Source organism: Mycobacterium intermedium, assembly GCF_002086275.1.
GTDB lineage: Bacteria > Actinomycetota > Actinomycetes > Mycobacteriales > Mycobacteriaceae > Mycobacterium > Mycobacterium intermedium.
The window spans coordinates 39,155-53,347 of record NZ_MVHT01000040.1 but is presented as its reverse complement, the minus strand read 5'-3'; the positions used below and the strand labels follow the sequence as shown (position 1 = coordinate 53,347).

Annotated in this window: 10 protein-coding genes and 2 pseudogenes; 9 read left to right on the top strand and 3 right to left on the bottom strand. The window is 65.9% G+C overall.

Annotation, left to right across the window (positions count from 1 at the left end; translation table 11 throughout):
* A pseudogene (locus BST27_RS15720) lies at positions 1-1,165 on the bottom strand (hypothetical protein); the annotation flags it as partial.
* On the opposite strand from BST27_RS15720, the pseudogene BST27_RS34525 reads away from it, so the two are divergent.
* Positions 1,145-3,220: pseudogene (locus BST27_RS34525) on the top strand (PE family protein); the annotation flags it as partial. The pseudogenes BST27_RS15720 and BST27_RS34525 overlap by 21 nt on opposite strands.
* A gap of 823 nt (positions 3,221-4,043) precedes the next feature.
* On the opposite strand, the gene BST27_RS15695 reads toward BST27_RS34525, so the two are convergent.
* The gene (locus BST27_RS15695; RefSeq protein WP_069421386.1) at positions 4,044-4,655 is read right to left on the bottom strand and encodes a TetR/AcrR family transcriptional regulator; all 612 of its coding nucleotides are present in this window, start codon (positions 4,653-4,655) and stop codon (positions 4,044-4,046) included.
* Between the two features lie 88 nt (positions 4,656-4,743).
* On the opposite strand from BST27_RS15695, the gene BST27_RS15690 reads away from it, so the two are divergent.
* The 6 genes from BST27_RS15690 to BST27_RS15665 all read left to right on the top strand — a co-directional run bounded on the left by BST27_RS15690 (position 4,744) and on the right by BST27_RS15665 (position 11,305).
* A complete protein-coding gene (locus BST27_RS15690) occupies positions 4,744-5,313 on the top strand; it encodes an NAD(P)H-dependent oxidoreductase (RefSeq protein ID WP_197518180.1) in 570 nt (189 codons plus the stop codon).
* 512 nt (positions 5,314-5,825) lie between these two features.
* Positions 5,826-6,065, top strand: a complete 240-nt coding sequence (locus tag BST27_RS15685; RefSeq protein WP_069421387.1) for a redoxin NrdH — start codon at positions 5,826-5,828, stop codon at positions 6,063-6,065.
* An 87-nt stretch (positions 6,066-6,152) separates the two neighbouring features.
* Positions 6,153-6,596: a class Ib ribonucleoside-diphosphate reductase assembly flavoprotein NrdI gene (gene nrdI, locus BST27_RS15680; protein ID WP_069421427.1), complete on the top strand. Its 444-nt coding sequence runs from the start codon at positions 6,153-6,155 to the stop codon at positions 6,594-6,596.
* Positions 6,566-8,731: a class 1b ribonucleoside-diphosphate reductase subunit alpha gene (gene nrdE / locus BST27_RS15675; RefSeq protein WP_079219941.1), complete on the top strand. Its 2,166-nt coding sequence runs from the start codon at positions 6,566-6,568 to the stop codon at positions 8,729-8,731. The genes nrdI and nrdE overlap by 31 nt, the downstream gene beginning before the upstream one ends.
* A gap of 153 nt (positions 8,732-8,884) precedes the next feature.
* Complete coding sequence (locus BST27_RS15670; protein WP_139805177.1) at positions 8,885-9,613, top strand: TetR/AcrR family transcriptional regulator; 729 nt, start codon at positions 8,885-8,887, stop codon at positions 9,611-9,613.
* 150 nt (positions 9,614-9,763) lie between these two features.
* Entirely contained in the window at positions 9,764-11,305 is a 1,542-nt protein-coding gene (locus tag BST27_RS15665) for a flavin-containing monooxygenase (RefSeq protein ID WP_069421390.1), read from the top strand.
* Here BST27_RS15665 and BST27_RS15660 read toward each other — a convergent pair.
* The gene (locus tag BST27_RS15660) at positions 11,294-12,244 is read right to left on the bottom strand and encodes an SDR family NAD(P)-dependent oxidoreductase (protein WP_069421428.1); all 951 of its coding nucleotides are present in this window, start codon (positions 12,242-12,244) and stop codon (positions 11,294-11,296) included. The two genes, BST27_RS15665 and BST27_RS15660, sit on opposite strands and share 12 nt — an antisense overlap.
* Before the next feature lie 98 nt (positions 12,245-12,342).
* Between BST27_RS15660 and BST27_RS15655 the strand changes: the two genes are divergently transcribed.
* Together BST27_RS15655 and nrdF are read left to right on the top strand one after the other, a co-directional pair.
* Positions 12,343-12,912 carry a TetR/AcrR family transcriptional regulator gene (locus tag BST27_RS15655; protein WP_069421391.1) on the top strand — a complete coding sequence of 190 codons (570 nt, stop codon included), beginning with the start codon at positions 12,343-12,345 and terminating at the stop codon, positions 12,910-12,912.
* Positions 12,913-13,091: 179 nt separating this feature from the next.
* Complete coding sequence (nrdF, locus tag BST27_RS15650; protein WP_069421392.1) at positions 13,092-14,066, top strand: class 1b ribonucleoside-diphosphate reductase subunit beta; 975 nt, start codon at positions 13,092-13,094, stop codon at positions 14,064-14,066.
* The last annotated feature ends 127 nt before the right edge of the window (positions 14,067-14,193 follow it).

Below are 14,193 nucleotides of genomic sequence, written 5' to 3'. Positions count from 1 at the left end.
GGTCAAGCGCGCCGGTGTTGAAGGCCCCCGATAGACCCGCGCCCCGGTTGAGCAGGCCCGAAAGCTGCGTGCCGAAGTTGTAGAACCCCGAGGCCGAGCCCAGCAGCGGATCCGCGATCGCGTTGTACCAGCCCGAGATGCCCGAGCCGCTGTTCCAGAACCCTGAACCGCCACCGCCACCGACGTTGTAGAAGCCCGACGACGGCTGGGAGGTCGAGTTCCAGAAGCCCGGGGTTCCGCCGAACCCGAAGATGGGAATGTTGACGGGGCCCAGGGTGGAGGTGAGGTGCAGGTCTATCGCGATCTGATCGATCGTCGCGGTGATCGGAAGGGTGAAGGACGGGGTCGCGAAGTTCAGAGCGAGGCCGAGCGGGAGATTGGGAACGCCCGAAGCCGGGATGTCGAAGCCCGGGATGGTCAGCGACAGCGGCACCGCAATGTCTATGGGCCCGGGAATGGTGAATCCCGGGAAGGTCACCGTCGTCGGGGTGAACCAGATCGGGTCGACCGAGAACCCCGGCGACGTGCCTTCGACAAAGGGAGGGGGTGCGGCGATGGTTATCGGGATGTCCGGGAAGAAGCTGGCGAGGATGACGTATCCCGTGCCCTGCCCGGATATGGAGGTGCTGGGTGCGGTGAGGTAGGTGAGACGTACGCCCGGTGTGGTGACGGTGATGGGCGCGAGGGTGATCGAGCCGATGTCGATGGTCGGGCTGGCGCTGACGTGGACGGAGGGAATGGGGATGGACGGGATGTGTACTGGGCCTGCGTCTCCGGTGATTGTGACGAACAACGGAATCGAGGGAATGTCGATGGGCGGTAGCAGGGTGAAGCGGGCGACAGCCCCGGAGATGTCGCCGCCGACCGCAGGGAACTGCGGGATCGTGTATCCGAGGGAGAGGCCGGGCAGGCCTTCGTAGTTGCCGCGCCACAGGGTGCCGTTGCTGTAGTTTCCGCTGATAAAGGCGCCGGTGTTGACGTTGCCCGAATTCGCCACCCCGGTGGTGGCGGAGGCATCGGCGGGCTCCTGTACGGCAACGGAGGGGCCGGCGGTTCGGGCGGATTCGGTTCTGCGGGTGTCGACGGCTCGGACGGCGGGTCCGGCGGTTCGGGCGGCGCCGGCGGCCGCAGCTTCTTGTTCGGCGTGGGCGGCGCCGGCGGTCACGGCGGGAACGGCGCTGCCGGCAGCGACGGCCTGGTCGCCGCGGCGGCGGGCCTAGACGGCGGTAACGGCGGTAATGGCGGCAACGGCGGCAATGGCGGCGCGGGTGGCACGGGCGGCCTGTTGAACGGATTGTTCAGCCCCGCGGCGCATGGGGCTGGCGGTAACGGTGGCAATGGTGCGGACCCCGGTGACGGCGGGAGGGGCGGCAACGGCAGCTTCAACTTTGGCGGAGATGGTCACGGGGGTCGCGGTGGCGATGGTGGAAATCCCGGGGCCGGCGGAGCCGGCGGGGCCGGCGGTGCCGGATTCACCAGCAGCGGCCCGAACGGTATCGCCGGCAGCGATTCCACTGCCCCGGGCAACGGCGGCAAGGGTGGCAATGGCGCGAACGCTGCTGTGGCTACGCCGGGTGCGGATGGCGGCAACGGCGGGGCCGGCGGCAACGGAGGGCTGTATGGCAACGGCGGGGCCGGCGGCAGGGGCGGCAACGGGTCCCCGGGTACGGCGGGTCTGTCCGGCGAGAACGGTGTCGACGGCGGATCAGGTGGGCATGGTGGCGCGGGCGGCGCTGGCGGAGCCAGGGCCGGTGATGGCGGGGCCGGCGGCAATGGAGGGAACGCCGGGAGCGGTGGTCAGGGCGGCGCCGGCGCCAATGCGGTCGCAGGTCAGGACGGCGGCCGAGGCGGCGACGGGGGCTTCGGTGGGGCCGGCGGAAACGGCGGTGCTGGTGGGATCGCTCCGGCGGGCGCCCACGGGGTCGGTGGGGTCGGTGGCAATGGCGGTAATGGCGCGGTTGGCGGCAACGGCGGTACCGGTGGCGATGGAGACATCTTCTTCAACGACGGCGTAGGCGGCACCGGCGGCGACGGCGGTGATCGCGGCCTGGGTGGTTCGGGCGGGAAGGGCGGCGACAGCGGCGGCGGAATTTTCGCCGCAAACGGCACAGATGGTACGCATCCCGACAGCGGTGGTAACGGGGGCACGGGTGGTAGGGGTGCCAATGCTCCCTTCCTCGGGGGCGACGGTGCGAAAGGCGGGAAGGGCGGCAACGGCGGATCGGTCGGCAACGGCGGCACCGGCGGCGCTGGTGGAACCGGGGGCCAGGGTGAGTCGGGCGTGCCGGTCGTGGGGGCTGGTGCGAACGGACAAGCCGGATTCACTGGCGGGACCGGTGGAGCCGGGGGCGACGGCGGCAATGGCGGCTCGCTGTCCGGCAAAGGTGGCAACGGCGGTGCCGGTGGCGTCGGCGGGGTCGGCGGGACCGGCAGCAACGGGAACAACGGCAGTGACCAAAACTTGGCGGGCTTTGGTGCCGGGCAAAACGGCGGCAACGGCGGCAACGGTGGCACCGGCGGGCAAGGGGGGGTCGGCGGAGCCGGCGGGACCGGGGTGTCCGGGAACGGTGACCAAGGCGTCGGTGGCGCAGGCGGTCAGGGCGGCGCCAGCGGTATGGGAGGCAACGGCGGCAGGGGCGCGCCAGGATCATTCGACTTCGGCGACCAAACCGGGACCGGCGGAAACGGCGGTAACGGCGGTAATCGCGGCGTGGCTGGGGTCGGCGGCGAGGGTGGCGCCGGCAGCACGACGGGCGCCAAAGGCGGCACCGGCTTGGCCCCCACCACCGGGGGCAACGGCGGCAACGGCGGCAACGGCGCCGACAGCCTGACTCCTGGCGGCAAAGGCGGCACCGGGGGCAACGGCGGGAACGGCGGTGGGTCCGTCGGTAACGGCGGTGACGGCGGGGCGGGCGGCAAAGGCGGCACCGGGACAACGGGTCCAACCAACACGATCGGTGGCACCGGTGGCGAAGGCGGCAAGGGCGGCAAGGGCGGCGACGCCGGGGCGATTTACGGTGACGGCGGTAAAGGTGGGGCCGGCGGCACCGGCGGTACCGGTGGTACCGGCGGTACCGGCACCACCGGCAAAGACGGCCTCTCGCCGCTCAATGCAGGCGGCAACGGCGGCGACGGCGAAGCCGGCGGCACCGGTGCGCAAGGCGGCCAGGGCGGTAAAGGTGGTCAGGGTGGTTCGGGAGGTTTCGGCAGCCTGAACGGCAAAGCCGGCAGCGTCGGCGACGGCGGGGCCGGCGGCAGGGGTGGCACCGGCGGCACCGGCGGCACCGGCGGCAACGGCGGTAACGGCGACCAAGCCGTCGCGTCGAACCCGGTCACCGGCTCCGGCGGGAAGGGCGGTCGCGGCGGCGAGTTCGGCGCTGGTGGCCTGGGCGGGGCCGGCGGTTCGGCCGATGCCCCGGCCGGCGCCACTGGCCTTTCCGGCAATGGCGGCAATGGTGGCAATGGCGGTGCGGGCGCGGCAGCGAACGCCTTCGACCCCAACGTGGGCACCGGCGGGGCCGGCGGGACCGGCGGCGGCGGCCTGAACGGTGGCAACGGCGGCCAGGGCGGCCAGGGCGGAGCCGGCTCGACAGCACACGCTGCCGGCGGAACCGGAGGCGCCGGCGGCAATGGCGGTACCGGGTTCGGGTTCGCCTACGAAGGAGGCGGCACGGGCGGCAATGGCGGTGCGGGCGGCTTGGGCGGTAGCGGTTTGGCGGGATCTCTTCTCGTCCCGAACGGCGGTAACGGAGGCACCGGCGGCGTCGGCGGTTCGGGCGGCAGCGGGCAGGTGTTCGGCGGCAACGGAGGCCAGGGCGGCAAGGGCGGCACCGGCGGTAGTGGGTTCTCAAGCGGGGATCCCGGCGTCGGAGGCAAAGGCGGCCACGGCGGTCAGGGCGGAACTTCGGCGATATTCGGAGCGGGTGGTGCCGGCGGCGACGGCGTCAACGGCGTTGGGCAGACCGGCGGCACAGGCGGGACCAGCGGGAAAGGCGGCGGGTTCTAACGCCGCGCCGCCGGTCGTCGGGGCGCTTGTCAGGCGGTCATCGGCCGCACAGCTTGCGCGCCACACTTTCCCAGGCGTCGCCCAACGTCTCGAGGGTGTGACCGCCGTTGGCGAGTTGGTGTTCGACGTAGTCGACGTGCAGCAGAGCGAGCAGGGCGTCCGTCTGCGCATCGAGGTCGCCGGTCGTGTGGGCCTGTTGCAGCAGCACCCGCACATGGGTGCGGTGCACCAGGTTCGCCGGCGCATGACGCGTGAGCGGATCGCGGTCGGCCTCTGCCAGCAGCGCTCGGTGCGCATGCACGAAACGCAACCGCTCGCGCCCGAACGCCAGCAACCGCTCCAGCGGCGGCGCCTCTGGGCCGAGCGGCGGCGGCCCGAAGAGAAAGGCTTGCTGACTGGCCCGTTCGTCCTCGTCGAGCAGCACCATCATCAGGCCGGCGCGGCTGCCGAACCGGCGAAACAGGGTGCCCTTGCCGACACCGGCGGCCGCAGCAATGTCGTCCATGGTCACGGCCTCGGCGCCGCGTTGGGCGATTAAGTTGCGTGCCGCGTCCAGCAATAGCGCCCGGTTGCGAGCGGCGTCGCCCCGTTCTCCGCGTGTCTGCGGCGGAGTGACGACCAGTTCGCCCAAGTCCCGCACCCCGCTCATCCTTGAACTTTAACTCCGTTGGAATAAAACGGACTGTAGTCCGCTTTAATCGTGCGAAGATGTACACCAACCAAGGAAGGGAACGGAAGTGCCGGAAAATCCCGACATCAAAGTCTTGGCGCTCGTGGGCAGCTTGCGTGCGGCGTCGGTCAATCGCCAGATCGCCGAACTGGCCGCTCAGGTCGCCCCGGAAGGCGTCACGGTCACCGTGTTCGAAGGATTGGGGGACTTGCCTTTCTACAACGAGGAGATCGACGACGCGACGAACGCGGACGTCGAGCAGGCCCCGGCCGCCGTAGTCGCGCTCCGTTCCGCGGCGGCTGACGCCGACGCCGCCCTGGTGGTCACGCCGGAGTACAACGGGAGCTTTCCCGCGGTGGTCAAGAATGCGATCGACTGGCTCTCCCGCCCGTTCGGCGACGGAGCTTTGAAGGGCAAGCCGTTAGCTGTCATCGGCGGGTCCTTGGGCCAGTACGGCGGCGTGTGGGCGCATGACGACACCCGCAAGTCTTTCGGCATCGCCGGCGCGCGCGTCGTCGAGTCGATCAAGCTGTCGGTGCCGTTCCGGAGCCTCGACGGCAAGGCCCCGGCCGAGCACGAGGAGCTCACGGCGAATGTGCGGGACGCCGTCGGCAAGCTCGCCGCCGAGGTCGGCTGACCCGCGGTAACGAGCACAGTCAAAGCCGCCAGCCGCGCGCTGGCGGCTTTGCTGGCATTTGCTGGGCTTTGATCAGGCTTTGCTGGCCTTTGCTGAGTTGGTGGGCCTCAGGTTGAGCCAGCCGGGTTGTCGGTGGCCGCTGATATACCTACGCGCATGAACCCCACCGCCACCGGCTGTGATTTGCGACACGCCGAGACACGCCGGTGTTTAGGCTTACGACCAGGGAATTTCAAGTTTGTCATTCAGAACATGTAGTACCTCTTCACCTTGTCACCCCCTAGGTGTAGTGTTTCGAGCACCGGCAGACCCCAAGTTCACCGGGTTCCACGAGATCCAAGGAGCGCGATGAACTTCCCGGAATCGGCACGTTCAAGTCGATCGACTTGGCACCCGCAGCTCGGGAATGTTGGGGCTCGGCAGGTCGCTGAACTTAGCGGAGAAGTACCCCCCGATAGTTGCCAGCTTTGTCAAGTACCCCGTCCCCACTTCCGCAAAGGAGCGGTACGCCCATGAGCATCACCGTGTACACCAAGCCCGCATGCGTACAGTGCGTCGCCACCTCCAAGGCGCTGGACAAGCAGGGCCTTGCCTACGAGAAGGTCGACATCAGCCTGGATCCAGAGGCGCGTGACTACGTCATGGCGCTGGGTTACCTCCAGGCACCCGTGGTGGTCGCAGGCGACCAGCACTGGTCGGGTTTCCGTCCCGACCGGATCAAGGCGCTCGCCAGCACGGCGCTGACGGCCTGACGCGGGCGAACGATAGGTAAGGAGGTTGCGGTGCACTCGCGCAACCTAGACGTGATTGGTGACCCGCTTGGTGCGGACGAGCCGCACTTGCGATCGTCACTGGTCTATTTCTCCTCCGTGTCGGAGAACACCCACCGCTTCGTGCAGAAGCTGGGTGTTCCCGCCACGCGGATCCCGCTGCATGGACGCATCCGGGTCGACGACCCGTACGTGCTGGTGCTGCCCACGTACGGCGGCGGTCGGGCGACTCCGAACATCAACGATGGCGGCTACGTTCCCAAGCAGGTCATCACGTTCTTGAACGACGAGCACAACCGCTCATTGATCCGCGGCGTCATTGCCGCGGGCAACAACAACTTCGGTGCCGAATTCGCCTACGCGGGCAACGTGGTGTCCCGCAAGTGCGGCGTTCCGTACCTTTACCGCTTCGAACTAATGGGAACCCAGGACGACGTCGACGCCGTCCGTACGGGCCTGGCTCAATTTTGGAAGGAACAGACGTGCCACCAACCGTCACTGCAGAGCCTGTAACCTCCGGCACGCACGTTGAGTCCGGCGAGACGGACTATCACGCGCTCAACGCGATGCTGAATCTGTACGACGCCGACGGCAAGATTCAGTTCGACAAAGATGTGCTCGCGGCGCGGCAGTATTTTTTGGAGCACGTCAACCAGAACACTGTCTTCTTCCACAACCAGGACGAGAAGCTCGACTACCTGATCCAGAAGAACTACTACGAGCGTGAGGTGCTCGACCAGTACTCGCGCAACTTCGTCAAGGCCCTGCTGGATCGGGCGTATGCCAAGAAGTTCCGGTTTCCGACGTTCCTCGGCGCGTTCAAGTACTACACCTCCTACACGCTGAAGACGTTCGACGGAAAGCGTTACCTCGAGCGCTTCGAGGACCGTGTCGTCATGGTCGCCCTGACGTTGGCGGCCGGCGACACCGGTCTGGCCGAGAAGCTGGTCGACGAGATCATCGACGGCCGGTTCCAGCCGGCCACCCCGACGTTCCTGAACTCGGGCAAGAAGCAGCGCGGCGAGCCGGTGTCGTGCTTCCTCCTTCGCGTGGAGGACAACATGGAGTCGATCGGTCGCTCGATCAACTCCGCTTTGCAGCTGTCCAAGCGCGGTGGGGGAGTTGCGTTGCTGCTCACCAACATTCGTGAGCACGGCGCGCCGATCAAGAACATCGAGAACCAGTCCTCGGGCGTGATCCCGATCATGAAGCTGCTCGAGGACTCGTTCTCCTACGCCAACCAGCTGGGCGCGCGTCAGGGCGCGGGTGCGGTCTACCTGCACGCTCACCACCCCGACATCTACCGCTTCCTGGACACCAAGCGGGAGAACGCCGACGAGAAGATCCGGATCAAGACGCTGAGCCTGGGTGTCGTCATCCCGGACATCACGTTCGAGTTGGCCAAGCGCAACGACGACATGTACTTGTTCTCGCCGTACGACGTCGAACGGGTCTACGGCAAGGCCTTCGCCGACATCTCGGTGACCGAGAAGTACTACGAGATGGTCGATGACGCGCGCATCCGCAAGACCAAGATCAAGGCGCGGGAGTTCTTCCAGACGCTGGCCGAGCTGCAATTCGAGTCGGGCTACCCCTACATCATGTTCGAGGACACGGTGAATCGGGCCAACCCGATCGAGGGCAAGATCACACACTCGAACCTGTGCTCGGAGATCCTGCAGGTCTCCACGCCGTCGGAGTTCAACGAAGACCTGTCGTATGCCAAAGTGGGCAAAGACATCTCGTGCAACCTGGGCTCGCTGAACATCGCCAAGACGATGGACTCGCCGGACTTCGCGCAGACCATCGAGGTGGCCATCCGCGCGCTGACCGCCGTCAGCGACCAGACCCACATCAAGTCAGTGCCCTCAATCGAGCAGGGCAACAACGACTCCCACGCCATCGGGCTGGGTCAGATGAACCTGCACGGCTACCTGGCTCGCGAACGCATCTTCTACGGTTCCGAGGAAGGTGTCGACTTCACCAACATCTACTTCTACACGGTGCTCTACCACGCGCTGCGCGCATCGAATCGCATTGCGATCGAACGTGGTACGCACTTCAAGGGGTTCGAGCGCTCCAAGTACGCGACGGGGGAGTTCTTCGACAAGTACACCGACCAGGTGTGGGAACCGAAAACCGAGAGGGTGCGCCAGTTGTTCGCCGATGCCGGCATCCGGATCCCCACGCAGGATGACTGGAAGCGGTTGAAGGAGTCGGTGCAGACGCACGGGATCTACAACCAGAACCTGCAAGCCGTGCCGCCTACCGGCTCGATCTCCTACATCAACCACTCGACGTCGTCGATCCACCCGATCGTGTCGAAGATCGAGATCCGCAAGGAAGGCAAGATCGGCCGCGTCTACTACCCGGCGCCGTACATGACCAATGACAACCTGGAGTACTACCAGGACGCGTACGAGATCGGCTACGAGAAGATCATCGACACCTACGCGGCGGCCACCCAGCACGTGGATCAAGGGCTTTCGCTGACGCTGTTCTTCAAGGACACGGCCACCACTCGCGATGTGAACAAGGCGCAGATCTACGCCTGGCGCAAGGGGATCAAGACGCTGTACTACATCCGGTTGCGGCAGATGGCGCTGGAAGGCACCGAGGTCGAGGGCTGCGTGTCCTGCATGCTGTGACGTCGACTGCGACGGCCACTGTGACCGCGCCGGCGCGGACCGTGAGTCCGGCGACAGGTCAACGGCGGGTACTGTCGTGCGATTCACGCTCGACAAGCCAGGGGCACGGCCAGTCTGCCCAGGTCAGCGGCAGCAGCGAGTAATGTGCAAGACGTGGTCAGAATCCCCCGGCCCCATCCGAGTGTGAAGCCCGGCGTGAAGGTCGACGCACGCAGCGAGCGGTGGCGCGAGCATCGCAAGAAGGTGCGCGGCGAGATCGTCGACGCCGCGTTCCGCGCCATCGACCGCCTCGGACCGGAGCTGAGTGTCCGGGAGATTGCCGAGGAGGCCGGCACCGCCAAGCCGAAGATCTACCGGCATTTCCACGACAAGTCCGACCTGTTCCAGGCCATTGGCGAACGCCTGCGCGACATGTTGTGGGCGGCGATCTTCCCGTCGATCGACCTCAAGAATGACTCGGCCCGCGAAATTGTCCGGCGCAGCGTCGAGGAGTACGTCGCGCTCGTCGACAAGCATCCCAACGTGCTCAGGGTCTTCATTCAAGGGCGCACGGCCGCTACCCCGAACGTCCTCAACGAAGGCCGCGAGATCACGTTGGCCCTGGCCGACATGTTCGACAACGAACTGAAGGAGATGGAGCTCGACCACGCGGCGTTCGAACTCGCAGCGCACGCCGCCTTCGGCTCGGCGTCCTCGGCCACCGAATGGTGGCTCGGTCCCGAGCCCGAAGACCCACGACGGATGCCCACCGAGAAGTTCGTCGCGCATCTGTCCACGATCATGATGGGCGTCATCGTCGGGACCGCCGAGGCGCTCGGCATCACCATGGATCCCGACCAGCCGATTCACAGCGTCGTCCCCACCAACCCCGCGGTCGGCTGAGTCTCCTCGACGTTGACATCACCGCGGCGATCCATGACACTCGGCTATATGCGATACCGCCGGTACTGGGTATCTAGCGCATCTACGTAGGGGCTGACCGGCCCGGCATGCGCCGGTTTCGCACAGACCACAACAGAAAGACCACCAACCATGACCGACGTCATCACCCCGGCCGCTGAAGAGGCCGAGAAAACCGGTAAGCCGCCGGTGCATACGCGCGCCCTCATCATCGGGACCGGATTCTCCGGCTTGGGGATGGGCATCACGCTGCAGAAGCTCGGCGTTGATTTCGTCATCCTGGAAAAGGCCGATGACATCGGCGGCACCTGGCGCGACAACAGCTACCCGGGTTGCGCCTGCGACATCCCGTCGCACCTGTACTCCTTCTCCTTCGAGCCCAAGCCGGACTGGAAGAACCCGTTCTCCTTTCAGCCCGAGATCTGGGACTACCTCCAGGGGGTCACCGACAAATACGGGCTGCGGCGCTACATCGAGTTCAATTCGAAGGTCGACCGCGGCTACTGGGACGACGACGAGTACCGCTGGCATGTGTTCACCACCGACGGACGCGAGTACGTCGCCCAGTTCCTGATTTCGGGGGCCGGTGCGCTGCACATTCCGTCCTACCCCGACATCGAGGGCCGCGAGGATTTCGCCGGACCTGCCTTCCACTCCGCCGAGTGGGACCACAGCGTCGACCTCACCGGCAAGCGGGTGGCCATCATCGGCACGGGCGCCAGCGCAATCCAGATCGTGCCCGAGATCGTCGACGACGTCAGCGAACTGCAGCTCTACCAGCGGACCCCGCCATGGGTGGTGCCGCGCTCCAATCCGGAGATCCCGAAGGCGCTGCGATCGGCCATGGAGAACGTCCCAGGGCTGCGGGCGCTGGTGCGCGTGATCATCTATTGGGGACAGGAGGCGCTGGCATACGGCATGACCAAGCGTCCCAACGCGCTGAAATTCATTGAGGCGTACTGCAAGTGGAACATCTGGCGCTCGATCCGGGACCGCGAGCTGCGTCGCAAGCTGATCCCGAAGTACCGCATCGGTTGCAAACGGATCCTGAATTCCTCCACCTATTACAAAGCGCTGGCCAAGCCCAATGCCGAGGTGATCACGGAGGGAATCAGCCGGATCACCCGGGACGGGATCGTCACCAAGGACGGCCGCGAACGCCCAGTGGACGTGATCGTGTACGCCACCGGCTTCCACGTCACCGACTCCTACACCTACGTGCAGATCAAGGGCGCCGGCGGCGAGGACCTGGTGGACCGGTGGAACCGCGAGGGCATCGGCGCTCACCGCGGGGTCACCGTGGCCAACGTGCCCAACCTGTTCTTCCTGCTCGGTCCCAACACCGGGCTGGGGCACAACTCGGTCGTGTTCATGATCGAGTCCCAGATCCGCTACGTCGCCGACGCGATCTCAAAGTGCGACAAGATGGGCGCGCAGGCGCTGGCGCCCACTCGTGCCGCCCAGGACAAGTTCAACCAGGAACTTCAGGAGCGGCTGAAGCGGTCGGTGTGGAACAGCGGTGGCTGCGCCAGCTGGTATCTCGACGAGCACGGCAAGAACACCGTGCTCTGGGGCGGCTACACCTGGGAGTACTGGCGTCAGACCCGCAAGATCAACCCCGAAGAGTACAAATTCTTGGGCGTGGGTGCCCGGGCGCGCCAGTCACTCGCATAGCGCTGCGCCAACCGCTGTCGACGGGGCTTCGGTGCGGGTGCGTGATTGCGCGCGTTTGACCGCAGAGCGGACGTTCAATCGCACGATGCGGTCCATAACCCGGTCGGATACGACCCGGTTGATCCGCACCAGTAGGGCGGCGTCGCGACCGATTGTGTAGCGCGTCCGGGGGTTTGACGACGTCGCGGCCTTGGCGATCACCTTGGCGGCGTGCTCGGCTGAAACCCCGGTGTCGATGAACGAGCGGGCTTGTGCGGTCACGGCCGCGTTGAGATCGCCGTAGCGGGCCCGCTGGGCAGCGGTCATGTCGGATTGCAATCTCTCCGCGGTCGCGATACCGCGCTCGGGCATCTCGGTCTTGACCGCGCCCGGTTCGACGACGACGACCTTGATCCCGGTGTCACCGACCTCGCGGCGCAGCGCGTCGCTGACCGCCTCGAGGGCGAACTTTGAACCGGCGTAGGCACCATACGTCGGCAAGACCACCTTGCCGCCCACCGAACTGATATTCACTATGGTTCCCGAGCTGCGCAGGAGCGCCGGAAACAGCGCCTGGGTCATGGCAATGTGTCCGAACAGATTGACCTCGAACTGCCGGCGCCATTGCGACAGCGGGAGGGTTTCGACTGGCGCATTGATCGCGATGCCGGCGTTGTTGATCAGCGCCCGAAGGGGACGGTGCAGCGGGTCGCGCTCGACGCGGTCGGCGATGGCGGACACGTCCGAGGCAATGGTGATGTCGAGGATGTGCGGTTCGATGCTTCCGCTTCCCGCGACCGGCAAGTTCCGCAATGCGTCGGCGTCGGCTTCGCGGCGGACGCCGGCCAGCACGTGAAAACCGTTGTCGGCCAACTCTCGAGCCGCCGCGGCGCCCATGCCGGTCGAGGCGCCGGTCACGACGATCAGCTCGTCGCGGGCTGCACGATTCGAATTCTTCATGGCGGGCTCCATCCGGTGCGATTTGAGTTGACGCTGTCATCTCAAACTAGGCAGTTGAGTTGACGCTGTCAACTCAAAGTCCGGCTTATGCTCGGCGGGTGACTACGCGATCGGAGAGGGCTGCGGCCACTCGGCGTTCGCTGATCGAGGCCGCCAGCGCCCTTCTTGACCTGGGCGGAGTCGGCGCAGTGACGTTACGCGAGGTAGGTGCCCGCAGTGGCGTTTCGCGCTCCGCGGCGTACCGCCACTTCGCCGATAAGGAATCGTTGCTCACCGTCCTGGCCGTCAACGCGTGGACTGAATTGGGCGATGTGCTGGAGGCATTGGTCAACGGCGACGACTCACCCGCACAGTCGCTGCGAACGGCCCTGCTCTCGCTGATCGACATGGGTCGCACCAGGCCGCACCTGTACCGCCTGATGTTCACGACGCCGGCGGGCGACCTGACGGCAGCGGTTCAGGCCGCCGAGCGCACTCAGAAGCTGTTTCTCGACTTGGTCGGTCGCGTCACCGGTCCGCAACAGGCGAGGCGTTACGGGGCGTTGCTGTTGACCAGTGCCCATGGCATCACGGGCCTGGATTTGAGCGGTCACCTCGACATGGACAAGTGGCACACCAGCGCCGAGGAGCTCGTCGACACCCTGATCGACCTGCTTCCTACGGCATAGCGGGTGGGCTGAGTCACCGGTTCGGCGGGGCATTGATGGTCGACGACGACACGCCCCCAACACAACTTCTTGTGTTCCGCGGGCTTGTCGGCCCCTAGGGGTAGTGTTTGGGATGTCGCCCTCACGACGTCGTCGCGACGGCGAGACATCCCAAATGGTCCTGGTGAAGTGGGGTTTCAGTGTCTGGAAATGCAAAGCTGATTGACCGTGTCTCCGCGATCAACTGGAACCGGCTGCAAGACGAAAAAGATGCCGAAGTCTGGGACCGGTTGACGGGTAACTTCTGGCTGCCCGAGAAGGTGCCGGTATCCAATGACATCCCATCCTGGAACACGCTGACCGCCCACGAGAAGCAGCTGACCATGCGGGTCTTCACCGGCCTGACGCTGTTGGACACCATCCAGGGCACCGTGGGTGCCGTGAGCCTGATCCCCGACGCGCTGACCCCGCACGAGGAGGCGGTGTACACCAACATCGCGTTCATGGAGTCGGTGCACGCCCGCAGCTACAGCAACATCTTCTCCACGTTGTGCTCGACCGCCGAGATCGACGACGCGTTCCGCTGGTCGGAGGAAAACCCCAACCTGCAGCGCAAGGCCGAGATCGTCATGCAGTACTACAAGGGTGACGAACCGCTGAAGCGCAAGGTGGCCTCAACGCTGCTCGAAAGCTTCCTGTTCTACTCCGGCTTCTACCTGCCGATGTACTGGTCGAGCCGGGCCAAGCTGACCAACACCGCCGACATGATCCGACTGATCATCCGCGACGAGGCCGTGCACGGCTACTACATCGGCTACAAGTTCCAGCGCGGCCTGGCCCTGGAAGACGAGGCCAAGCGCGCCGAGCTCAAGGACTACACCTACGAGCTGCTGTTCGAGCTCTACGACAACGAGGTCGAGTACACCCAGGACCTCTACGACGAGGTTGGGCTCACCGAGGACGTCAAAAAGTTCTTGCGCTACAACGCAAACAAGGCACTGATGAACCTCGGCTATGAGGCTTTGTTCCCGCGCGACGAGACCGATGTGAACCCCGCGATCCTGTCGGCGCTGTCACCCAACGCCGACGAGAACCACGACTTCTTCTCGGGGTCGGGGTCGTCGTATGTGATCGGCAAGGCCGTGGTCACCGAGGACGAGGACTGGGACTTCTAGGGCTGGTGCGCCTCAGGAATCACGTCGTGCGGTAGTTGTGGGTCGGCGCGCCCCTGCCTTGGGGACGTCCCGAACCTCGGTTTGCCTTAAGACACGCCTGCGGTTCCGTTCAGTCCGAATGGCATGC